Raw genomic sequence first — 23,160 nt, forward strand, 5'->3', positions numbered from 1 at the left:
TTTGTTATCATACATTATACACATGTGAGTATTAAACATCCAGAGAGTTTTAAAATTAAATGGAGGGATATTCAAAATGAAAACAGAAAATGTGACGTTTAAAACACGAGGTATCCATACAACTGGAATTTTAAGAATACCTGATGGCATGGTATCACAAGCACTACCAACGATTGTCGTCATGCATCCAATTAGTAGTGTTAAAGAACAAACAGCAAGTATTTATGCTGAAAAGTTAACTGAAGAAGGCTTTGTAACGTTTGCTTTTGATGCAGGTCATCAAGGTGAATTAGCTGAAGCACCAGATTATATTGAAAATCCATATTATAGAGTAGAAGATGTCAAATATGCGATTGATTATTTAAATACGCTAGACGTTGTTGATAATGCACGTATTGGGATTTTAGGTATTTGTGGTGGTGGCGGTTATGCCGTGAATGCCAGTTTAACAGATAAACGGATTAAAGTTGTCGGCACAGTCGTTGCAGCAGATTTCGGTACGTTAATTAGAGAAGGCGATTTATCACCGAATGCCGCTTTAGATACACTTCATTCTGTGGCACAACAGCGCGAAGCTGAAGCTACAGGCGCTGAGGTAGCTTACACACAATATATTCCTGATTCAGAAGAACAATTGAAAGAAGCGGGGATTGATGATATTGATATCTCGCAAGCAGTAGATTATTATCGAACAGATCGCGGTCATCATGTAAATTCGATTAACCGATATCGTCAAATCAGTATAGGGGATATAGCTGGATTTGATGCATTTCATTTAGCCGATAAATTGTTGGATCAACCATTGTATATTGTAGCAGGTAATGTTCCAGGTGGCTTTGGTTCTTATCGATTTGCGTATGAACTTTTCGATAAAGCTTATACAAGAGATAAAAAATTGCACATAGTCGAAGGGGCTTCGCATTACGACTTATATGATCAACCGAAACCTGTAGCAGAAGCATTATCAGGATTAATCCCATTTTATAAAGAAAAGTTATAATCCCGTTTTAAGAACAAAATCATTTTCAACTTGGAAGGGGAATATTGAGTGATTCCAGTCTATGTCAATTGACGGATTAATATCCATTATTGGTGATAACATCGTCGAAAAATGAGGATGAATTGGAAAAAAATTGAGGATTTGGATTGTCTTCATTTCAGAAACTTGCCCTTTGCTTCCTGTAATTGGAGTAAGATTGCAGGAAGGCTGAGACTCCTAAGGGATAAAGTTGAAAGCCAAATAACATCTTCTAATTTTAATAGTGGTTACTGTTTATCGCAGTAGCTGTCTGACTTCTCAATACGCATGCTTTTGAGAAGTCTAGTCAGCCTTGCGGGGGACAGTACGACGAAATCTTTGTTACACATGAGATTTCTGTACTGCTCCCAAAATCCACTAACGCTTCAACAAATGTGACATTTTAATCAAGCGTTAGTGAGTTGAAGGACTCGCCCCTAAGAAGAACGCGAAGCCATGAGTGCAATCATAAATACAAGTCATAGCGAAAGGGCAAGTTAAACCAAATGCTGTATCAATAGCATCAAAAATTTTATGTCCTATCCCCTTTTCCTCATATTCAGTTAATGTTTGCGTCTTAATATTTTACATAATGCAAGCGCACCTAATGAGATGGCTGCTACTGGAATCAAGGCTTTTGGTTTCACAAATTCTTTTAGTGCAAGTGTGATATTTTGTGGTCTTTCAGCTAATCGACGCATGAAATAACCAAACCAATCATCACCATACGGTACATAAATCGTAAAGTTATAGCCTTCTTTAGCAATAGCTTCAGCAAGTTCAGATCTAAAACCATACAGCATTTGGAATTCAAATTTTGATTTATCGATACCATGTTTTTCAACAAAGTCTTTGACATGATTAATGATGTTATGATCATGAGTTGCAATCGATGTAAAATTTTTCGCAGTCAGCAAACGTTTTTCGATTAAACGGATATAGTTTTCATCGATTTCTTCTTTAGTTTGGTAGGCAATGTAAGGTGATTCTTTGTAAGCCCCTTTAACGAGTCGTAAACGTAAGTCTGGATACTTATCAATGAGTACGTCTGCTTTAAATAAATAAGCTTGAATGACAGTACCGACATTGTTGAACTCAGGTTTTAAACGATCTAACGTTTGCGTAATATCAAATAGGCTATCATATTTTTCTGTATCAATATTGATATGCATATGATCGTATTCTTTTGCTTTAGAAACGATTTGATGAATATTACGATAAGATAAGGCACGGTCAAATTCACAGCCGAGCTGGCTCAGTTTGACAGACATATGTGCATCTAATTGATGTTCATGAATCGCTTCCATCACTTTTAATATATTATTTTTCGCTTCAATAGCATCTCGTTCATTATTTACAAATTCTCCGAGATTGTCTACTGTCACTGAAATATTTTTCTCGTTCAGTCGTTTAATCGTTTTAATCACATCGTCTATCGTATTCCCTGCGACGACTCTGTTAGCCCCTAGTGAAGGCCCAATGGTTTTCGCTGTTGAATTTAAAAATGCATTATTAGACAATGCAATAAAAAAGTTTTTGACTAAGGCCATGCTGAATTCCTCCCATTTTGTTTCTGATGTAATATCAGTGTATCATGAACATATAAGGGAAGAAAACGTTTTCACATTAAAAGATTACGATTTTTATGATTTATTACGCTTATTATTTAAGTGTGTCTTATCGAGGTGTGGAAAAAGTGAAATTATGAGTATTAATAGTTTGAAGTGTGATGCGATGTGTCAGTTATAATAGGTTCCTCGGCCATAGCTGTCATGAGCGGTGCGCATAAGAAAAGTACGGTACAAAATAAACATTTGAAGATGAGCTTCATCGTGAACTCCTTTAGTCCGACTTTGTTCGTTTTCAATATAACACTGGTTTGTCAAGCTACAATGAAATGGATGTGAAGTTCTCCTAAAGATAACGTAGCATTTTTATTATTATTAACTTTTTGTAAATATAGAAGCCGAATCTTTACGATAACTTTAAATGAAGCAAAGGATATACATGATAAAATAAAGTGAAATCTTTTTTAAGGGAGATAGACAATGTTTAGAGATATGGCGTTCTATATTTTTGGGACTCAGCTAGATACATTTGTACAGTATTTTATATTTGAGTTGATTTTACTCGTTATAATCGGGTTAGTAGTAGGTATTTTAACGAAGAAAATTTGGCCAGTCGTTGTCGTTATCATTGGCTTAAATGTGATTGATGTTAGTATTTTAGCTAATTTCAATGCGAGTCAAGGTGAGGGGATGTTCATTGGGCAATGGATGTTGCTATTAGTGGCGAAATTTTTCCCTACATTTTATGAAATTTTAGTGACTGTATTATTGTTGCGAGTAAGTTGGCTGCGGAAAACATTCAAACTCGTATAAAAATAGCAAAACGCGAGATAAGCTTTGGCAAAATGTCATGACTTATTCTCGTGTTTTTATGTTTTTAGTCGCGAAGCAAGGGTCACTCACGCTATAATAGGTTTTATAGTACATAGAACTAAAGGAAGGATAATGAAGTATGTGGAAATGGGAAACTGAAGGTGAGGCTAAAGGTGTCATCGTCATTGTACATAATATGTTAGAACATACAGGACGTTATGCATATGTCATTACACATTTAAAACGCAATGGCTACCATGTCATCATGGGAGATTTACCTGGACAAGGCCAAACTTCGCGTATGAATAAGGGGCAAATCCAAAACTTTGAAGTCTATCAAGAGCGTGTGTTAGAGTGGGTTGAAATTGCCGAAGAATATCATTTGCCTACCTTTATGATTGGCGTAGGATTAGGTGGCTTGATTTGCGTCAACTTATTAGAAAAAGTCCAATTAGAAATTGAAGGGTTAATTTTACTTTCACCGTTATTAGCTTTTCAAAAACATTATAAAACACGTAAAAATATTTTAGCGTCTAATATTGGTGATGTCTCTAAAGAGACAAAGTTTGATTTAGGCATTGAAGTAGAAGCATTGACACGGAATCCAGAAGTTCAAGAAGAAACTAGAAATGATCCGATGATGCTTAAAAAAGTAAGTTATCATTGGTATAAAGAAGTCGTTCGCACAATGAAAGATACTGCTGATCATCTTCAAAAGTTAACCGCTAAATCGATGTGTGTGATGTACGGAACAGCAGACCAAATTTCCGATACAGAAGTGACACATCGTTTACTACAAACGTTGAATTTAGATGAAGTATACTTTAAAGCATGGCCTGAACTGGCGCATGAAATTCATAATGAACCCGAACGTGAAGCGGTCATGCGTTACATTTTGAGCTTTTTAAACAATAATGTGTACGCGGCAGGCTATTTAGTTGAAGATGAAAATAGTCTTAAATAATTTAAAAATATACAAAAAGTATAGGATGAACGGAAATTTTCGTTTATCCTAAAATATTATCATTGAAAGATAATCGTAAACGTGGTAAATTATAAATGTGAAAAGAATCACAAGTAATAAGTAGCTAACAAATTCGGCATAGTAGGAGAGTGTTATTGATGAAAACAAAAGGTAATAAAGTGGTACTAGTAGGTAATGGCGCAGTAGGAGCAAGCTATGCCTTTACAATGATGAGTCAAGGTGTGGCAGATGAACTTTTTATTATTGATATTAATAAAGATAAAGTACTTGGAGATGTTTTAGATTTAAACCACGGTGCACCTTATGCAGATTCCCCAGTTAAAGTGCAAGCAGGTGAATACTCAGACTGTGGTGATGCTGATTTAGTAGTCATTTGTGCAGGTGCACCTCAAAAAGTTGGCGAGACACGCTTAGATTTAGTAGAAAAAAATGCAAAAATCTATAAAGATATCATTACATCAATCATGGACAGTGGTTTCGATGGTATATTCTTAATTGCAGCAAACCCTGTAGACATTTTAACTTATGTAACATTAAAATACTCAGGCTTGCCAAAACATAAAGTTATCGGTTCAGGTACAATTTTAGATACTGCACGTTTCAGACATTTAATTAGTGAACAATTCAATGTCGCGCCTGCGAGTATTCACGGTTATATTATTGGTGAGCATGGCGATTCAGAAGTGCCTGTATGGTCAGGTGCAACAATTGCAGGTGTATCTGTTTATGATAAATTGAAAAACGATCCTGAAAAAGCGCATTTAATTGAAGAGATTTATGTAAATACACGTGATGCAGCGTATGACATCATTAAAGCAAAAGGTGCGACATACTACGGTGTGGCAATGGGATTAATGCATATTTCAAAAGCCATCTTAAAAAATCAAAACATCGTGTTAACTGTGTCAAGTTACTTAGAAGGTGAATATGGTCATGAAGGTGTTTACACTGGTGTACCAACTGTCATTAACGGTGATGGTGCAGCTCGTGTTATCGAAACACCATTAAATGAGGAAGAAAAAGAAAAATTCGCGAAATCTGTTAAAGTTTTAAAAGACATGCAAGATTCTATTTCTCATCTTTTTGAATAAATCTATAGCAATGCAAAGGTCCTATCTCTCATTTGTAGAGTAGGGCCTTTTGTTTTAACGGAATAAACGGTATCGATTTAAGTGTGTTGCAGTGTAAAGATTTTTCAATAAACCTTCTATAAGGAATCTAATCTCTACAAATAGAATTTAATTATAAATTAAGAAATCATATACAAAAGTTTATGATTAACGGAAAATGTTCTGCATATTCAAATTTAAAAATTACAAAGTATTACTATTATATTAAATATGATTAGATTTCTATTTTGTGGGTACTATTAAACGATAGGTAGCAAAGAATGGGGGTTTATTATGACTGAAAAAAGAAATTATAAAGTGAGCGATATCATGTTGCTCGACCAGCTGCAAAAAGAAGTTGAAGCAATTTTTGATGAAATTGAAGGGAAATATCGTTTGTCGAAGGAAGAATTTTTGATTTTACTGACACTTTGGGATAAAGGTTCTATGACTTTAAAAGAAATGGATGACTATGTGAAAGTTAAGACTTACAAGCGCACACGAACATACAACAATTTGGTAGAAATGAAATGGATTATTAAAGAGCGACCATCAAATGATGAAAGAACAGTGATTATCCATTTTAACGAGAATAAAGAAGTCGATAAGCAAGAGTTGATTAATTTTACATGTATGGAAATCGAGAAAAGAGATGCACATTTGAGATCATTATTAAATGACATTGTTAATGGCTGTGACATTTAAGAAGAACGACACTCTCATTTGACATCAAGATTTATTCCACCCATTCTGATAAAGGCTAACACGAATTGGGGCTAGTCAATAGCGTGCAATTCACAGCATCATCTAAGAACAAATTGATTTAAAAAGTGAGAGCAAAATATAATAAATATTCAATACTACCTATCATAAAAACCAACGCTTGCCTGAATGAGGACAATCGTTGGTTTTACCTATGTTGATTGGCGATTTTTGTTATTAATGCTTACATTGTGACACGCATGCATATTGATCCCAGTAGAAGGATAGTTTAATTTTCAACATTTCCTATGATAATAGTAAATCAATTTAGGTTGTATGCGGATGAAAATTTTGATGTACTATTCTCATATTAGCCTCTTTTTTCTATTGCTAAAACATACGGTGGTCGATTTTGTTGGTTAATAAATTCGTATTTTAAAACGTGTGCTTGCTGTTGATCAAATGAGGCAAAATGTTTTTGTATCGCAGCGCTTTCTTCTGCACCTTCTTCATGTCCAGGATAAACGACTAATACAATAATGCCTTCAGGTTGTAAAATATCAAAAATCGTTTGTACAGCAGCAAGCGTTGTTGTTGATTTTGTGACGATGGATTTGTCACCTTTAGGTAAATAGCCTAAATTAAAAATAGCGGCATGAACTTGTGAGAGGTGATTGGATGCGATATGTTGTGTGATCCATTCGTGGCCTGTTTGAAATAACGACACGTTGTTGTAATCTTGAACACGTTGTCTCGTATTTTCAATGGCCTCTGCTTGAATATCACAACCATAAACATGACCATTTGGCACGAGTTCCGCTAAAAATTTGGTATCATGACCGTTGCCACAAGTTGCATCAATCACAACACTTTCTGGTGTGACATGGCTACGAATTAAAGATTTGGCAAAAGGTAAAATACGTTCAACTATCATGATTTCACCTGAGAAATGTATGCGTCACCTTGAACTGTGCCACGACGCTCAAGTTCTGCATCGATATCATTTAAAACTTCCCATTTATTGACACTCCACATAGGGCCGACCATTAAATCTATCGGACCATCACCTGTAATACGATGGACAATCATTTCTGGTGGCAATTGTTCGAGTTGATCGCAAACGAGTTGAATATACTGTTCTTTCGTCATAAACTCGAGTAATCCTTTATCGTATTGCTTCATCATTGGTGTTCCTTTTAATAAATGAAGTAAATGAATTTTAATCCCCTGTACATCCATTTGTGCGACTGCTTTTGCGGTTTGCATCATCATGTCATAGTCTTCGCCTGGTAAGCCATTAATAATATGTGAACAAACATTGATGCCATGTCGGCGTAATTTTGCGACACCTTCGTAGTAACAATCCATATCATGCGCGCGATTAATTAAGTCAGACGTCTCTTGATGAATCGTTTGTAAGCCTAACTCTACCCATAAATAAGTACGTTCATTCAGTTCCGCTAAATATTCGACTACATCGTCGGGTAAACAATCAGGTCGTGTGCCGATAGATAGACCAACTACACCAGGTTCTTTTAATGCAGCTTCAAATTTTTCGCGTAATACAGTAACGGGTGCATGTGTATTAGTGAAAGCTTGGAAATAAGCAATGTATTGACCTTCATGCCATTTTTCGTGCATTCTATTTTTAATTTCTTTAAATTGAACTTCAATAGGGTCTGCACGATTACCTGCAAAGTCACCACTTCCTGCTGCAGAACAAAATGTACAACCACCATGTGCGACAGTTCCATCTCTATTCGGACAATCAAATCCGCCATCTAATGCTACTTTAAATATTTTTTGACCGAATTTATTTTTTAGATGATAATTTAAAGTGTGATAACGTTTCTTTTCAAAAGCATATGGGAAATAAGCACCCATCCTCATCTTCCTTTCAACATCGTTAGTTTAAACTGTACTTATCATATCGCATTCGTTGTTTTTCTTAAACAGTATTTGAAGATTTTAACATATTTTGGACATAACGTGTTATAGTGTTTGCTAGAGAGAAAAGGAGTGAGACATCAGTGAATATGCCTAAAGAAATATGGTGGCTTGTCATTGGGATGGCAATCAATATCACAGGTGCGAGTTTTTTATGGCCGCTGAATACGATTTATATGAATGAAGAACTAGGTAAATCATTAAGTACTGCAGGCCTTGTGCTCATGGTTAACTCATTTGGGATGATCATTGGCAATCTACTTGGTGGGACGTTATTCGATAAACTTGGAGGGTATCGAACAATTATGTTAGGTACTGTCATTAGCTTACTAGCTACAATTTTATTAAATTTCTTCCATGGATGGCCGTGGTATGCCATTTGGCTAGTGATGCTCGGTTTTGGCGGTGGCATGATTATACCTGCAATATACGCAATGGCCGGTGCTGTTTGGCCACAAGGGGGAAGACAGACGTTTAATGCAATTTATTTAGCACAAAATATCGGTGTTGCATTAGGTGCTGCACTCGGAGGTTTCGTTGCTGAACTGAGTTTTAATTACATTTTCATGGCGAATTTAGCGATGTATGTTGTTTTCTTCTTTATTGCGCTATTTCAATTTAAAATGGATTATCATGCGACAGTTAAACATCAAGAAACGTTGGAAAATGTTACGCATATTCAAAACAAAAAACATTTTACAGCACTCATTTTATTATGTGTGATGTTTGCACTATGTTGGATTACGTATGTACAATGGCAGACGACAATTGCTTCATTTACCCAAAGTATTGGCATTTCGATGAGTCAATACAGCTTATTATGGACAGTCAATGGGGTATTAATTTTAGTGGGTCAACCGTTAATATTACCGATTATTCAATTATTTAAAGGGCAACTGAAAAAACAACTTTACTTTGGTTTAGTCGTATTTATTTTGTCATTTTTCGTGACAAGTTTTGCGACTTCATTTTCAATTTTTGTTGTAGGTATGGTCATTATGACATTTGCAGAAATGTTCGTTTGGCCTGCTGTCCCGACGATTGCGAATATTTTAGCGCCTAAAGGTAGAGAAGGGGTCTATCAAGGCATAGTGAATTCGGCTTCGACAGTAGGGAAAGCTTTCGGTCCGTTAATCGGCGGTATATTAGTCGATCTGTTCAATATGCAAGTGATGTTCTTGTCTATGATTGGTTTACTCGTGATTGCAATGGTATTCCTTTCTATTTACGACAAAAAAGTAGATCCCAAAATGCTATATCGTTAATCACAGTAAATGACACTTGCATCTTTGTATTAAATTGCATAATATAGTAGTTGATTACGTATGAAGCATGTGGTCGTGCTGTACTGGAGTAGTAACTTAAAAGTGTTTCCTCAGAGAGTTAGTGGTGGTGCAAACTAACGAAAAACTTTAAGTGAACTTGCCGATAAATTATGAAAAATAAATGACATCTCTTACTATTTAAAATGAAGCGCACTTTGAGGAGTGAATGAGGGTGGTACCGCGGCGAAAGTCGTCCCTAACCATAAATGAATAGTTTGAGGTGTTTTTTTATGAATGAGGAGGATTAAATTGTGAGTTACAATCATCAAGAAATCGAAAAAAAATGGCAAACGTATTGGTTAGAAAACAAAACGTTTAAAACAGAAGATAACATCGGTCAAAAGAAATTTTATGCGTTAGATATGTTTCCGTATCCATCAGGTGCAGGTCTACATGTAGGTCACCCAGAAGGTTATACAGCAACAGACATTTTATCGCGTTATAAAAGAATGCAAGGATACAATGTATTACATCCAATGGGGTGGGATGCATTTGGATTACCTGCTGAACAATATGCACTCGATACAGGGAATGATCCTGCAGAATTTACAAAGCGCAACATTCAAACATTTAAGCGTCAAATTCAAGAACTGGGCTTTAGTTACGACTGGGATCGTGAAGTCAGTACCACAGATCCTGAATATTATAAATGGACACAATGGATTTTTATTCAACTTTATAAAAAAGGATTGGCTTACATTGATGAAATTCCTGTGAACTGGTGTGAAGCACTCGGTACAGTCCTTTCTAATGAAGAAGTTGTGGATGGTGTGTCAGAGCGTGGCGGCTTCCCAGTTGTTCGACGTCCGATGAAACAATGGGTATTGAAAATTACAGAATATGCGGATCGTTTACTTGAAGATTTAGATACTCTGGACTGGCCTGAATCGATTAAAGACATGCAACGTAATTGGATTGGTCGTTCTGAAGGGGCGAAAGTGAACTTCAAAGTTGAAAATATTGAAACACCGATTGAAGTATTTACGACACGTCCAGATACGATTTATGGTGCAACATTTTTAGTGTTAAGTCCTGAACATGCTTTAGTGAACCGCATCATGACGCCACAACAATACGAAAAAGTGAAACATTATCAAGATGAAGCGGCGAAAAAATCTGACTTAGAACGTACAGATTTAGCAAAAGAGAAAACAGGTGTCTTCACAGGTGCTTATGCGATTCATCCATTTACTGGTGAGCAAGTGCCAATCTGGATTGCGGACTATGTGTTAGCATCATATGGTACAGGCGCTGCAATGGCAGTACCAGCGCATGATGAAAGAGACTACGAATTTGCAACAACGTTTGATTTACCAGTAGTGACAGTGATTGATAACGATGCAGAAACACCTTATTACACAGGTGACGGTGCGCATATTCGTTCAGGGGAATTGGATGGTCTTCATAACGACGAAGCGATTGCCAAGGCGATTGCGATGTTGGAAGAAAAAGGTCTCGGTGAAAAGAAAGTCAATTATAAACTTCGTGACTGGTTGTTTAGTCGTCAACGTTATTGGGGCGAGCCGATTCCAATTATTCATTGGGAAGATGGTTCAATGACGACAGTTCCTGAAAACGAATTGCCATTACTGCTTCCTAAAACTGATGAAATTAAGCCATCAGGTACAGGTGAATCACCACTTGCGAACATTGATGACTTTGTGAATGTGGTTGATCCTGAAACAGGTATGAAAGGTCGTCGTGAAACAAATACAATGCCACAATGGGCGGGTAGCTGTTGGTATTATTTACGTTATATCGATCCAAAAAACGATCAAATGTTAGCTGATCCTGAGAAACTTAAACATTGGTTGCCTGTTGACCTTTATATCGGTGGCGTAGAGCATGCTGTATTACACTTATTATATGCACGTTTTTGGCACAAAGTACTCTATGATTTAGGAGTTGTCCCAACGTCTGAACCTTTCCAAAAATTATTTAACCAAGGTATGATTTTAGGTGAAGGCAACGAAAAAATGAGTAAATCAAAAGGTAATGTAGTCAACCCTGACGATATTGTACGTTCACATGGTGCGGATACATTACGCTTATATGAAATGTTCATGGGACCGTTAGAGGCATCGATTGCTTGGAGTGAAAATGGTTTAGATGGTTCACGTCGCTTCTTAGATCGTGTATGGCGCTTATTTGTCACTGAAGCTGGTCAATTAACGGATAAAGTGATTGAAGGTGACACACCAGCATTACAAACGGTGTACCATCAAACCGTCAAAAAGGTCACTGAAGACTTTGAATCACTCAGCTTCAATACGGCGATTAGTCAGTTGATGGTCTTTATTAATGAATGTTATAAAGCTGAGCACATTTCTAAAGCCTATGCAGAAGGTTTCGTGAAAATGTTAGCGCCAATTGCACCTCATATCGGTGAAGAGTTATGGTCTGTTTTAGGTCATGATACCACAATTACTTACCAACCATGGCCAAGTTTCGATCCATCTTTATTAGAAGAAGATGTTGTTGAAATTGTTGTACAAGTCAATGGTAAAGTTCGTGCTAAAATTGAAATTCCGAAAGATATGAGTAAAGCAGATATGGAAGCAACTGCTTTAGCGCATGACAACATCAAAACTGCAATTGAGGGTAAAGAGATTAAGAAAGTGATTGCAGTACCTCAGAAATTGGTGAACATTGTTGCAAAATAAAGTTTAATGAAGGAGCGTGGAGGAAAGATGAAAGAAATCAGTACTGATGAATTAAAAGAGATTATTTTAAGTTCAGAGCCGGTGAATATTGTCGATGTACGTGAAGATGATGAAGTGGCGATGGGCATGATTCCGAATGCTGAACATATCCCGATGAATGACATTCCTGATCATGTGGATGATTTCAAAAAGAACACGACGTATTACATCATTTGTGCAGGCGGTGTGAGAAGTGCGAAAGTGGTTGAGTTTTTGAATGATCATGGTGTTGATGCGGTGAATGTTGAAGGTGGTATGCGTGCTTGGGGCGATGAAGGATTAGAGTATAAGCGAATTTAAGCATTGAAGTATGACTGCTATTGTCGTATGGGGGGACTATACGATGATAGCAGTTTTTTGTTTTTGTTAAGCATTGTAGTTGTTTAGCATTTTGTTAACATGTTTTAAATGGCGTCTTATAGATTGCTGACCTGTGCGGCGCTTTCCTAGGGGCTGGTCCTTCAACTAAATTCGGCTTGATTAAAATGGACACTTGTTGGAGGCCGAATTGGATTTTCCGGACCAGCTGATCCCTCAGGAGTCTTGCACAGTTCATGCAATCTGAACGGTATAATAGAAACGCAAAGAAACAAAATATTACAATACAAAACGTATTTTCATCCATTTTTCCCATACCTCAATCACATCATATTTCTGTTTGGATGGAGAGAGATAGTGAAGGTTCATAAGTAAGTAGGGTAGCTGACCTGTGCGGCGCTTTCCTAGGGGCTGGTCCTTCAACTAAATTCGGCTTGATTAAAATGGACACTTGTTGGAGGCCGAATTGGATTTTCCGGACCAGCTGATCCCTCAGGAGTCTTGCACAGTTCATGCAATCTGAACGGTATAATAGAAACACAAAGGAACAAAATATTACAATACAAAACGTATTTTCATCCATTTTTCCCATACCTCAATCACATCATATTTCTGTTTGGATGGTGAGAGGGGGATAGTGAAGGTTCATAAGTAAGTAGGGTAGCTGACCTGTGCGGCGCTTTCCTAGGGGTTGGTGCTTCAACTTAATTCAGCTTCAATAAAATGGGCACTTGTTGGAGGCCGAATTGGATTTTCCGGACCAGTTGATCCCTTATGAGTCTTGCACAGTTCATGCAATCTATGAGGTCTTTTTTGGAACGGGTGAAAATGTTAACGGCAAAAACATGCTCAAACATCGCATTTTTTTGAGGGGAAAGGTGAAAGTGATGGTTATGTTTAGAAGTACACGTCATGATCTGTAGATTGTTATTTCTATACTGTGTGAGGAGAACGCTACATATCGATATGCATTAACAAAAAATCCTATCTCGTTGACCTGTTTTGAGATAGGATTTTTTGATGATATTTTATTCTGCAAAGCCTGCAAAGTATCCTGCGACATAACCTGTAACCAGTGCACTTGTGATGTTATAGCCTCCTGTATAGCCATGAATATCTAATACTTCGCCACATAAATATAAACCTGGTGTTATTTTAGATTCCATTGTCGTTGGGACGATTTCTTTTATAGACACACCGCCGCCAGTTACGAACGCTTTTTCTAATGGTAATGTGCCATAAACTTCAAATGTAAATGCTTTAAATTGGTGTGCAAGTGTACTCAGTTGTTGTGTACTGATGTGATGATATGTTGTTTCGAAAGGAATACCAGCAGTCTCAATCATCAATGTTAAGTAACGCTCTTCAATCAACCCTTTCAAAGCATTTTTAATATGTTTATCTGGTTGCGCTTTTAATTGTTGTGTGATTTTTTGTTTCAACACTTCTTCATTGATTTCAGGAAAGGCATCGATTTGCATTTGGATATTTTGTTGCTTTTGATTTTTCTGTTCTTGATAGATAAATTGGCTACATCTTAGTGCAGCAGGACCGCTAATACCGAAATGCGTGAAGAGCATGTCCATTTGATGGGTAATGCGTTTTTTGCCGTTTTTCTTTAAAACAGATAGACCCACATTTTTTAAACTCAATCCTTTAAGAGACTGATTTTTAATAAATGGTGCATTAGATTTAATCGGCACTTCTGTAGGGAACAGTTCTGTAATGTGATGCCCAAGTGATTTGGCAAAACGATAGCCATCACCTGTTGAACCCGTTTGAGGAACACTTGTGCCGCCAGTTGCAATAATGACCGTTTTCGCTTCATAAAAATCACCGTTTTGAAGTTGCACTCGAAAATGACCATTATCGTTTTTTTGAACTGCCACTACAGTTTGTTCTTCTTTCACAGTGACTTTATTTTGTTTCAGCTCTCGTGTTAATGCATCGAGCACATCTTGTGATTCGTTAGATACAGGAAACATACGCCCGTGATCCTCTTCTTTTAATGCGACACCACGTGTTTCAAAAAATTCGATAATGGATTGATTATCAAAAATTGAAAAAGGACTGTATAAAAATTTTCCGTTCCCGGGGATATGTTTAATGATTTCAGCGTAAGGCAAGTTATTCGTCACGTTACAACGACCGCCACCAGAAATTTTAAGTTTACGTCCTAAACCTTTCTTTTTTTCTAATAGGAGCACGGATTGCCCATTTTGACTTGATGAAATCGCAGCCATTAATCCACTAGGCCCGCCACCGATGACTATTGTTTGGTACATGTTATAAAAACCCCTTAAAATTGATATTTTGATTTTAACATATTCTCAATCAGTGTATAATAACCATATTGTGTTATAATTAAATCTTGAAAAAATGTAGAGTAGGTAGGTTATCTATGAGTGAAAACAAGGAATTAGTGAGGGGAACATTTTTACTAACTTTAAGCATTTTAATCACAAAAATTTTAGGAATTATTTACATTATTCCATTTTACCGAATCATAGGTGGCGCAGATAATCTTGCACCATTTAACTATGCTTATGGTCCATACAACATTGCGATTGCAGTGGCAACTGCGGGTGTTCCACTTGCAGCATCTAAGTATGTTGCGAAGTACAATGCTTTAGGCGCATATCGCGTCAGTCAAAAACTGTATCAATCCAGTTTTATTGTCATGAGTATTACCGGAATACTGGGATTTATTATTTTATATTTATTATCTCCACTTATTGCGACTGTAACGATTGCGCATAATACAGATAAAAGTGCGGGTTGGACAGTGGATCAAATCACTTCCATCATTCGTACAATTAGCTTTGTTGTCATTTTCATCCCGGTATTAGCCACTTGGCGCGGGGTGTTCCAAGGATACAAATCAATGGGGCCTACAGCATTATCCGAAGTGACTGAACAAATCGCACGTATCATTTTCATTTTGGTCGGTAGCTATCTCGTATTAAATGTGTTTGATGGCTCTGTTTTATTAGCAAATGGTATTGCGACGTTCGGTGCTGCGATTGGTGCGATTGCCGGTATATTCACACTCTGGTGGTACTGGATTAAACGTCGTCGTGGTATTCACGAAATGGTAGCTTCTGATATGACTGGTATTGATGTATCTTATTCGAAAATGTACAAAGAAATTATCTCATACAGTATCCCATTTGTTATTGTCAGTTTAAACTTCCCGCTGTTTATGATAGTGGACCAATTGACACATAACAATGCATTGTCGATTGCTGGTGTAGAGACGAGTTTGCAAGGTACATTTTTTACGATGCTCAATATGACTACGAACAAAATTGTGATGATTCCGACGTCGTTAGCGGCTGGATTTGCGATTAGTTTAATTCCATTTATTACGAAAACTTACGAAAAGGGCGATTATGTTGAAATGCATCGTCAAATTAGAACATCATTAGGCGTGTTGATGTATATTACAGTCCCAGCGAGTTTAGGGATTATGGCATTAGCTGTTCCGCTTTATACGGTGTTTTATGAATATAGTATGGATGGAAGTCGACTTTTATTTTACTATGCACCTGTAGCGATTTTAATTTCGTTATTAAGTGTTACCGCATCGATGTTACAAGGTATCGACAAACAAAAGTTAACTGTATTCATTATTATCGGCTCAGTTGTATTAAAGCTCATATTAAATATGCCAATGATTATTATGTTTCAAACGGCAGGTGCGATCTTAAGTACAGCGATTGCATTGACTTTCGCAATTGTATGTAACTTAATCGTGCTTAAAAAATATGCACACTTCAAATTTAGTGAAACAATTATCGATGTATGTAAAATATTGTTGTATGGCTTTATTATGATGATTGTAGTTGAAATCATTTATTTTGGTTTACAATTTGTCATTTCGCCAGCGGGACATATCGGTGCATTGATAATTACTGTCATTTGTGCAATTGTGGGTGCAATCATTTATGCAGTATTTACTATGAAAACACGTTTAGCGGATAAATTTTTAGGTGAAATTCCTAACCAAATCAGACGTAAGGTGCGCTTTTTATAATGCGTATTGATAAATTTTTAGCACAAATGGGTGTCGGCACGCGAACAGAAGTGAAAGGTTTGTTGAAAAAAGGTCGCGTGTATAGTAATGGTACGACAATTAAATCCGCGAAAACTCAAATTGATCCAAATGCTGATAAGATTGAAGTCGACGGGAAAGTCATTGCTTATGAACCGTATGTGTATTTGATGATGAATAAACCACAAGATGTCATTTCTGCAACGTCAGATGATATGCATCGAACAGTGATTGATTTAATTGATGGATATCAGCATTTAGACTTGTTTCCAGTTGGTAGATTAGACAAGGATACAGAAGGTCTGTTGTTAATTACAAATGATGGCCAGTTTAACCATGAGCTGATGAGTCCGAATAAGCATGTTTCAAAAACGTATAGGGTTAAAGCGAAAGTTGACTTAAAAGATATCGACCGGCAACGTTTTGAAGAAGGCATCACTTTAAAAGAGGGGCAACTTCAACCTGCTCAACTTGAAATTTTGGAGGAGTCCAACACAGCGTTAGTTACGATTCAAGAAGGGAAATATCATCAAGTGAAGCGGATGTTTCATGCGATTGATAATGAGGTTGTTGCGCTTAAAAGAGTGTCTATCGGTGACCTTCAGTTAGATTCAACACTGCCGCCTGGTGCATATCGACAGTTAACTGAGGAAGAATTGAAATTGCTGAATTATCGCTAAAAGTTCAAATATTTAACTTAATAAAGGTTTATCTTTGTCATAGGTAGGGTAACCTTACATTAAAAGTATTTGAGGTGATTAAAGATGGCAAAATCAGGAAAACTCTTTAAAGCAGTTCTCGGTATCGGGGGCGCAGTTGCAGCGGTTGTACTTTCAAATAAACAAAACCGTGAAAACTTGAAACAAGAATATCAAAAATATAAAGATAATCCAGAAGACTACAAAAAACGCGCACAAGAAAAAGCAGCACAAGTGAGTGAAGCTGCAACGCAAGAAATTAATAAAGTGAAAGAAGATCCCAAAGCATACATTAACGAAGTAAAACAAGATCCTAAATCTTTTATTAATGACAAAAAAGACCGTATTTTAAACGGTGAACAACGTGATAACTTGGATGAAAGAGAAGCGTTGTTTGATGGCGAAGGTGGCGGAGATCCATCTCACAATTTACATGTTGTGCGTGACGATGAAACAAATAAGTAAATTTATTGAAACCAGAAGTCAAGGTGTACGCAAGATGACCCTAACTTCTGGTTTTTTGTCTCTCATATCTCGTTAAGTGTATTTCAGCCATATCAGGATAGCATAATAAACTCGTTTAATTTTTCGTAGCAAGTGAAGAAAATGTATCAATAAAAATTTTCATGTCTTATTGTTTTTTATTTGCCAAACTTCCTCTTGTTAAATTTTAATCGGCATACAGTAATACGACATATGTTTTTTCAACATAATATTTTACGTTGGTTTAGCAAGTTGACAGTTATTTTAAACAGAAAGATAACATTTTGTCAGAAAAATTAAAAAAGTATGCTGAAATATTACTGTCGTTTAATCTGTAATTCATGTAAAATAGGAAGTACAATCATGAAAAAAGGAAGTTGATCAGCATGTGGAGAGAAAAAGTACAAGAATATGAAACGCAAATGATCGAAGACTTAAAAGGACTATTATCTATTAAATCAGTCCGTAATGATGCGGAAGCTACTGAAGACGCGCCTGTTGGACCAGGTCCTAAAGCGGCACTTGAATACATGTATCAGTTAGCTGAGCGTGATGGTTTTAATACATTTGATACAGACCACTTAGCCGGCCGTATTGAAATCGGTAAAGGCGAAGAACTATTTGGTATTTTAGGTCATGTTGATGTAGTGCCAGCAGGAGACGGTTGGGATTCTGATCCATTTGATCCTGTAGAAACGGATGACCGTATTATTGCACGTGGCACACTGGATGATAAAGGCCCTACAATAGCAGCTTATTATGCGGTGAAAATTCTTAATGATATGAATGTAGATTGGAAAAAGAGAATACATATTATTATCGGAACAGATGAAGAGTCAGATTGGAAATGTACAGAACGTTATTTCAAAACTGAAGAAATGCCGACAATTGGTATCGCACCAGATGCTGAATTCCCACTTATCCACGGTGAAAAAGGGATTACGACGTTCACGATTAAACAACAAACTTTAACATTAGATGATGACGAGCCTGAAATTGAGTTAAAGCAGTTTGTTTCAGGTGAACGTTTCAACATGGTGCCAGACGTTGCCAACGCGGATATTTTAGTGAAAGAAAATATGACAGATACGATTCAACGTTTTGAAGCCTTTTTATCAGAACATCAGTTAGAAGGACAACACGAAATTGACAGTGGTATTTTGAAATTGACTGTTTTTGGTAAGGCTGTACATGGTATGGATCCGTCGATTGGTGTGAATGCAGGTTTATATTTAATTCATTTCTTAAACACGTTGAATTTAAATCAATCTGCACAATCATGGACATCTTTTGGAGAAAAATACTTATTTGATTCTCATTTTGGTGAAAAGATGGGTATGAAGTTCCATTCTGATACGATGGGCGATTTAACAACAAATATCGGTGTCATTCGTTATCATCTAGATGAAGGCGGGTCATTCGGTATTAATCTACGTTATCCAGAAGGTTTTGATTTCGACCATGCGATTAAAGCGTTTACGTCAGAAATCAAAGAAATAGGCTTTGATATTGAAGACCTTAAAGTGCAAACACCTCATTTTGTAGATCCTGAAGATCCATTTGTTCAAAAATTGTTAACAGCATATCGCAATCAAACAGGAGACATGCGCCCTTCATTTACAATTGGTGGCGGTACTTATGCCCGCAATTTAGATAAAGGTGTCGCATTTGGTGCGATGTTTGAAGACTCTGAAGATTTAATGCATCAAAAAAATGAATACATCACGAAAAAACAGTTATTTAACGCAACAAGCATCTATTTAGAAGCTATTTATGCGGTTTGTGTGGAGGGATAATCTATGACAAAAGTACTCATTAATGAAAGTTTTGTAGAAGAGAGCGAGGCAAAAGTCGCTTTTAATGACCGTGGATACAATTTTGGGGACGGCATTTATGAATATGTGCGCATTTATGACAACAAGTTGTTTACAGCAAAAGAACATTTCGAACGTTTGTTACGAAGTGCTGGTGAAATTGGTTTAGAACTTGATCACACAGTGGCGTCATTAACAGAACTCGTACGTGAGCTTGCTCAAGTGAACAATGTGACAAATGGCGGTGTCTATATGCAAGTAACGCGTGGTGCTGCTCCGCGTGATCATGCTTTCCCAACACCACCTGTAGCGCCTGTATTAACAGCTTTCGTTAAATCATATGAACGTCCATTCAAGGCACTAGAAGAAGGGGTGTCAGTCGTTACAACTGATGATATTCGTTGGTTACGTTGTGATATTAAAAGTTTAAACTTATTAGGTAACGTATTAGCAAAAGAGTATGCGACAAAATATAATGCGACGGAAGCGGTTCAACATCGTGATGGGACAGTAACTGAAGGCGCTTCAAGCAATGTCTATGCGATTAAAGATGGCGTCGTCTATACACATCCAGCGAATAATCTCATCTTAAATGGGATTACACGCCAAGTGATTAAGTGGATTTGCGAGGATGAACAAATTACGTTTAAAGACGAAGCATTTTCAGTAGAATTTTTGAAAGGTGCAGATGAAGTGATTATTTCAAGTACATCTGCTGAAGTGATGCCTGTCGTTAAAATCGATGGTGAACTTGTCAAAGACGGTCAAGTGGGTCCTATTACAAGACGTTTGCAAGAAGGTTTTGAAAGATATATTCGTTCGCATTCAAACTAAAAATGGCGAAGTGACAGCTTTATGAAGAGTTTGTGAAACATTCACAACTCTTAAAGGTAAAAAGTCACATTTTGTGTTTCATTTTTGGTTGAAAAAAAGCCTCAATAATTATAAAATCTTAAATGAGTGCAAAACATGAACGTGAATTTAAAATCATTGCGAAATGATTTAAATATGGCTCTTGAAAAAATTTCATGAGCCTTTTCTATTTGAAAGTGAGGTGAGCGAGTTGTGGAGCAGTTTTATCAGTTAGGATGGACGCTTGACTCGGCTGGCGGTGCATCTGGTGAAGCTTATATGGCTGAGCAAGATGGTCAAAAATTGTTTTTGAAACGAAATTCTAATCCATTTATTGCAGCATTATCAGCAGAAGGTATCGTACCTAAGTTAGTATGGACGAAGCGTATCGAAACCGGTGAAGTCGTGACAGCCCAACATTGGAAAAACGGGCGTGAATTAGAATCACAAGAAATGGCCCAAGATCGAGTGGCTTATTTATTGAAAAAAATTCATCAGTCAAAACCATTATTAACGATGTTGAAGCGTATGGAAATGGCGCCTATTACACCTGAAATTATGTTGTATAAAATTAACGCCTCATTATCTCGTGATGTGTTGACGCATCATATTGTGAGAAAGGCTTTAACTTATCTTGAAGATCATATGCCAGAGTTTGATCCGCGTTTTTATACGGTTGTTCATGGCGATGTGAATCATAATAACTGGCTTTTATCAGATAAAGATGAACTCTTTCTAGTCGATTGGGAGGGTGCTATGATAGCTGACCCTGCCATTGATATTGGGATGCTGCTCTACAACTACGTGCCTGAACAGCAATGGTCGAGTTGGTTTGACACCTATGAAGTGAAAGAAACCATGAATTTAAAAAAACGTATGAAATGGTATACTGTGATTCAGTCTATTGGTATGATTCAGTGGAACGAAGAACATAAACGTTTTAAAGATATGAATACTTGGCTCAAATTCTTAAATGAAGTCATGAAGAGTAATGTATTTATTTAAGGAGTATGAATAATCATGAGAATGCGAAATAAACCGTGGGCCGAGTCTTACTTAACTGAACATAATGATATTGTGGATTTAGAAGCGGTCCATGCCCATCAAGTGAGTGAGTGGTTTGAACAACAACAGCCGATTCACATTGAAGTGGGTTCCGGCATGGGCAAATTTATCACGACTTTAGCTCAACAAAATCCGCATATTAACTATGTGGCCATTGAAAGAGATAAAAATGTCATGATTCGAGTGTTAGACAAAGTACGCGAATTAAACTTAACGAACATTAAATTGTTATGTAATGATGCGGTGATTTTAACAGACTATTTTCGTCAAGGGGAAGTGGACCGCATTTATTTAAACTTTTCTGATCCATGGCCTAAAAAGCGTCATGCGAAACGTCGATTAACGTATCATACATTTTTAGCTCTCTATCAACAAATCCTTCGTGAAGATGGCGAGCTTCATTTTAAAACAGATAATCGTGGCTTGTTTGCATATAGCCTTGAAAGTATGTCTCAGTTTGGTATGTATTTTACAAAAATCAACCTTAATCTCCACCAAGAAGATGAAGGAGATAACATTCCAACTGAGTATGAACATAAATTTGCAGAAAAAGGTTCACGTATTTATCGTATGGAAGCGAAATTTCATTCTAAACATACAAATGAATAATGTGTCTAAAAAGCAATGTTAGCGTCTTAAAATCGTTAGCATTGCTTTTTCTTTATGGAATACATTACATTCATCAAAATATGAGATGTTTGAGTAAAGCACTTAAAGGACTGCTCTGTCAATTTCACAACTGACATATGAATCATTGGATTGTGCAAGATGCGAGACTTGATTCATGTCAGATCTTTCATTGATAATAGAAATGCGTAAAAATGAATTGAGGTGTTCATCATGCAATTAGGAAAATTTCAAATTGATCCATTAAATGGCGGATTTACCCAAATGGATGGAGGGGCCATCTTTGGTGTCGTACCGAAGCCCTTATGGGAGCGCCAATATCCGGTTAATGACAAAAACCAAGTCCCATTAACGACGTATCCCATTTTAATCCGCACTGAAGATCAAAACATATTAATTGATACAGGGATTGGCAACGGGAAGTTAACAGACAAACAGCTGAGAAATTATGGTGTGCGGTATGAGTCAGACATTGATGCCTCACTTGCACAGTATGACTTGACGCGTAACGACATCGATATAGTACTCATGACGCATATGCATTTTGATCATGCGACAGGATTGACGGATGCCAATGGTCAAGCACAATTTCCTAACGCGTGGCACTATGTTCAACAAGATGAGTGGCATGAATTTGTAGCGCCTAATATCCGAAGTCAAGCGACGTATTGGCCAATCAATAGAGGGACGTATGAAGAGAAATTGATATTGTTTGAAGATGAGATTGAACCTTATCCAGGTATTAAAATGAAGCATACAGGCGGCCATAGTTTTGGTCATGCACTGATCGAGATTGAAAGTGAGAGCGAAAAAGCAGTACACATGGCTGATATTTTAAGTACGACTGCACATCGCAATCCGTTATGGGTATCTGCTTACGATGATTATCCAATGCAATCCATTCGTGAAAAAGAGAGACTCACGCGTTATTACGTCGCACATCAATATTGGTTTTTGTTTTATCATGATGTTCAACATTTTGCGGCAAAATTGAGCAGTGATTTAAAAAGTGTTGAAGCGGTTATTTTACGTGAGAATTGTTCATAAGTAAAAAGAAGGTGAAACAACCTCCCAATTCAT

General features: G+C 36.9%; 20 protein-coding genes and 1 other annotated feature. Of the genes, 16 read left to right on the forward strand and 4 right to left on the reverse strand.

The genetic code is table 11. The annotated features are described in order from the left end of the window. Nucleotides 1-76 precede the first annotated feature (76 nt). Nucleotides 77-1,000, forward strand: a complete 924-nt coding sequence (locus CCE82_RS00565; RefSeq protein WP_086427495.1) for an alpha/beta hydrolase — start codon at nucleotides 77-79, stop codon at nucleotides 998-1,000. A 581-nt stretch (nucleotides 1,001-1,581) separates the two neighbouring features. Here the strand turns inward: CCE82_RS00565 and CCE82_RS00570 are convergent. Next, on the reverse strand, nucleotides 1,582-2,568 hold the full coding sequence (locus CCE82_RS00570; RefSeq protein WP_086427496.1) for a proline dehydrogenase family protein: 987 nt from the start codon (nucleotides 2,566-2,568) through the stop codon (nucleotides 1,582-1,584). 498 nt (nucleotides 2,569-3,066) lie between these two features. On the opposite strand from CCE82_RS00570, the gene CCE82_RS00575 reads away from it, so the two are divergent. The 4 genes from CCE82_RS00575 (at nucleotide 3,067) to CCE82_RS00590 (ending at nucleotide 6,198) form a co-directional block, all read left to right on the forward strand. Next, nucleotides 3,067-3,399, forward strand: coding sequence for a hypothetical protein (locus tag CCE82_RS00575; RefSeq protein ID WP_086427497.1), 333 nt, complete (start codon nucleotides 3,067-3,069; stop codon nucleotides 3,397-3,399). A gap of 139 nt (nucleotides 3,400-3,538) precedes the next feature. Continuing rightward, the gene (locus CCE82_RS00580; protein ID WP_086427498.1) at nucleotides 3,539-4,363 is read left to right on the forward strand and encodes an alpha/beta fold hydrolase; all 825 of its coding nucleotides are present in this window, start codon (nucleotides 3,539-3,541) and stop codon (nucleotides 4,361-4,363) included. Between the two features lie 158 nt (nucleotides 4,364-4,521). Further along, the gene (locus CCE82_RS00585; protein ID WP_086427499.1) at nucleotides 4,522-5,475 is read left to right on the forward strand and encodes an L-lactate dehydrogenase; all 954 of its coding nucleotides are present in this window, start codon (nucleotides 4,522-4,524) and stop codon (nucleotides 5,473-5,475) included. Between the two features lie 312 nt (nucleotides 5,476-5,787). After that, nucleotides 5,788-6,198 (forward strand): transcriptional regulator, SarA/Rot family, encoded by a 411-nt coding sequence (locus tag CCE82_RS00590; protein ID WP_086427500.1) that lies wholly within the window; start codon nucleotides 5,788-5,790, stop codon nucleotides 6,196-6,198. A gap of 367 nt (nucleotides 6,199-6,565) precedes the next feature. Here CCE82_RS00590 and mnmM read toward each other — a convergent pair whose 3' ends face one another. Together mnmM and mnmL are read right to left on the reverse strand one after the other, a co-directional pair. Next, on the reverse strand, nucleotides 6,566-7,129 hold the full coding sequence (gene mnmM, locus CCE82_RS00595; protein WP_086427501.1) for a tRNA 5-(aminomethyl)-2-thiouridylate-methyltransferase MnmM: 564 nt from the start codon (nucleotides 7,127-7,129) through the stop codon (nucleotides 6,566-6,568). Then, nucleotides 7,126-8,079 (reverse strand): tRNA modification radical SAM protein MnmL/YtqA, encoded by a 954-nt coding sequence (mnmL, locus tag CCE82_RS00600; protein WP_086427502.1) that lies wholly within the window; start codon nucleotides 8,077-8,079, stop codon nucleotides 7,126-7,128. Before mnmL ends, mnmM begins: the two co-directional genes overlap by 4 nt. A 146-nt stretch (nucleotides 8,080-8,225) precedes the next feature. Between mnmL and CCE82_RS00605 the strand changes: the two genes are divergently transcribed. The 3 genes from CCE82_RS00605 to CCE82_RS00615 all read left to right on the forward strand — a co-directional run bounded on the left by CCE82_RS00605 (nucleotide 8,226) and on the right by CCE82_RS00615 (nucleotide 12,469). After that, nucleotides 8,226-9,407 (forward strand): MDR family MFS transporter, encoded by a 1,182-nt coding sequence (locus CCE82_RS00605; RefSeq protein WP_086427503.1) that lies wholly within the window; start codon nucleotides 8,226-8,228, stop codon nucleotides 9,405-9,407. Nucleotides 9,408-9,476: 69 nt separating this feature from the next. Further along, nucleotides 9,477-9,668 (forward strand) — a binding site (T-box leader). Nucleotides 9,669-9,715: 47 nt separating this feature from the next. Then, the gene (gene leuS / locus CCE82_RS00610; protein ID WP_086427504.1) at nucleotides 9,716-12,130 is read left to right on the forward strand and encodes a leucine--tRNA ligase; all 2,415 of its coding nucleotides are present in this window, start codon (nucleotides 9,716-9,718) and stop codon (nucleotides 12,128-12,130) included. A 27-nt stretch (nucleotides 12,131-12,157) separates the two neighbouring features. After that, nucleotides 12,158-12,469 (forward strand): rhodanese-like domain-containing protein, encoded by a 312-nt coding sequence (locus CCE82_RS00615; protein ID WP_086427505.1) that lies wholly within the window; start codon nucleotides 12,158-12,160, stop codon nucleotides 12,467-12,469. Nucleotides 12,470-13,515: 1,046 nt separating this feature from the next. On the opposite strand, the gene CCE82_RS00620 is transcribed toward CCE82_RS00615, so the two are convergent. After that, entirely contained in the window at nucleotides 13,516-14,772 is a 1,257-nt protein-coding gene (locus CCE82_RS00620; RefSeq protein WP_086427506.1) for a BaiN/RdsA family NAD(P)/FAD-dependent oxidoreductase, read from the reverse strand. A gap of 116 nt (nucleotides 14,773-14,888) precedes the next feature. Between CCE82_RS00620 and CCE82_RS00625 the strand changes: the two genes are divergently transcribed. From CCE82_RS00625 to CCE82_RS00660, 8 genes are all read left to right on the forward strand, one after another. After that, nucleotides 14,889-16,523 (forward strand): putative polysaccharide biosynthesis protein, encoded by a 1,635-nt coding sequence (locus tag CCE82_RS00625; protein WP_086427507.1) that lies wholly within the window; start codon nucleotides 14,889-14,891, stop codon nucleotides 16,521-16,523. Continuing rightward, nucleotides 16,523-17,221, forward strand: a complete 699-nt coding sequence (locus tag CCE82_RS00630; RefSeq protein WP_086427508.1) for a pseudouridine synthase — start codon at nucleotides 16,523-16,525, stop codon at nucleotides 17,219-17,221. The genes CCE82_RS00625 and CCE82_RS00630 overlap by 1 nt, the downstream gene beginning before the upstream one ends. Before the next feature lie 84 nt (nucleotides 17,222-17,305). Continuing rightward, nucleotides 17,306-17,704, forward strand: coding sequence for a YtxH domain-containing protein (locus CCE82_RS00635; protein WP_086427509.1), 399 nt, complete (start codon nucleotides 17,306-17,308; stop codon nucleotides 17,702-17,704). A gap of 404 nt (nucleotides 17,705-18,108) precedes the next feature. Beyond that, nucleotides 18,109-19,518 (forward strand): dipeptidase PepV, encoded by a 1,410-nt coding sequence (gene pepV, locus CCE82_RS00640; protein WP_086427510.1) that lies wholly within the window; start codon nucleotides 18,109-18,111, stop codon nucleotides 19,516-19,518. A 3-nt stretch (nucleotides 19,519-19,521) separates the two neighbouring features. Beyond that, the gene (gene dat, locus CCE82_RS00645; RefSeq protein WP_086427511.1) at nucleotides 19,522-20,370 is read left to right on the forward strand and encodes a D-amino-acid transaminase; all 849 of its coding nucleotides are present in this window, start codon (nucleotides 19,522-19,524) and stop codon (nucleotides 20,368-20,370) included. A gap of 231 nt (nucleotides 20,371-20,601) precedes the next feature. Continuing rightward, nucleotides 20,602-21,393: a phosphotransferase family protein gene (locus CCE82_RS00650; protein WP_086427512.1), complete on the forward strand. Its 792-nt coding sequence runs from the start codon at nucleotides 20,602-20,604 to the stop codon at nucleotides 21,391-21,393. 15 nt (nucleotides 21,394-21,408) lie between these two features. Continuing rightward, nucleotides 21,409-22,062, forward strand: coding sequence for a tRNA (guanosine(46)-N7)-methyltransferase TrmB (gene trmB / locus CCE82_RS00655; protein ID WP_086427513.1), 654 nt, complete (start codon nucleotides 21,409-21,411; stop codon nucleotides 22,060-22,062). Nucleotides 22,063-22,293: 231 nt separating this feature from the next. Next, the gene (locus CCE82_RS00660) at nucleotides 22,294-23,127 is read left to right on the forward strand and encodes a YtnP family quorum-quenching lactonase (protein WP_086427514.1); all 834 of its coding nucleotides are present in this window, start codon (nucleotides 22,294-22,296) and stop codon (nucleotides 23,125-23,127) included. The last annotated feature ends 33 nt before the right edge of the window (nucleotides 23,128-23,160 follow it).

This window comes from Staphylococcus cornubiensis, assembly GCF_900183575.1.
Classification (GTDB): domain Bacteria; phylum Bacillota; class Bacilli; order Staphylococcales; family Staphylococcaceae; genus Staphylococcus; species Staphylococcus cornubiensis.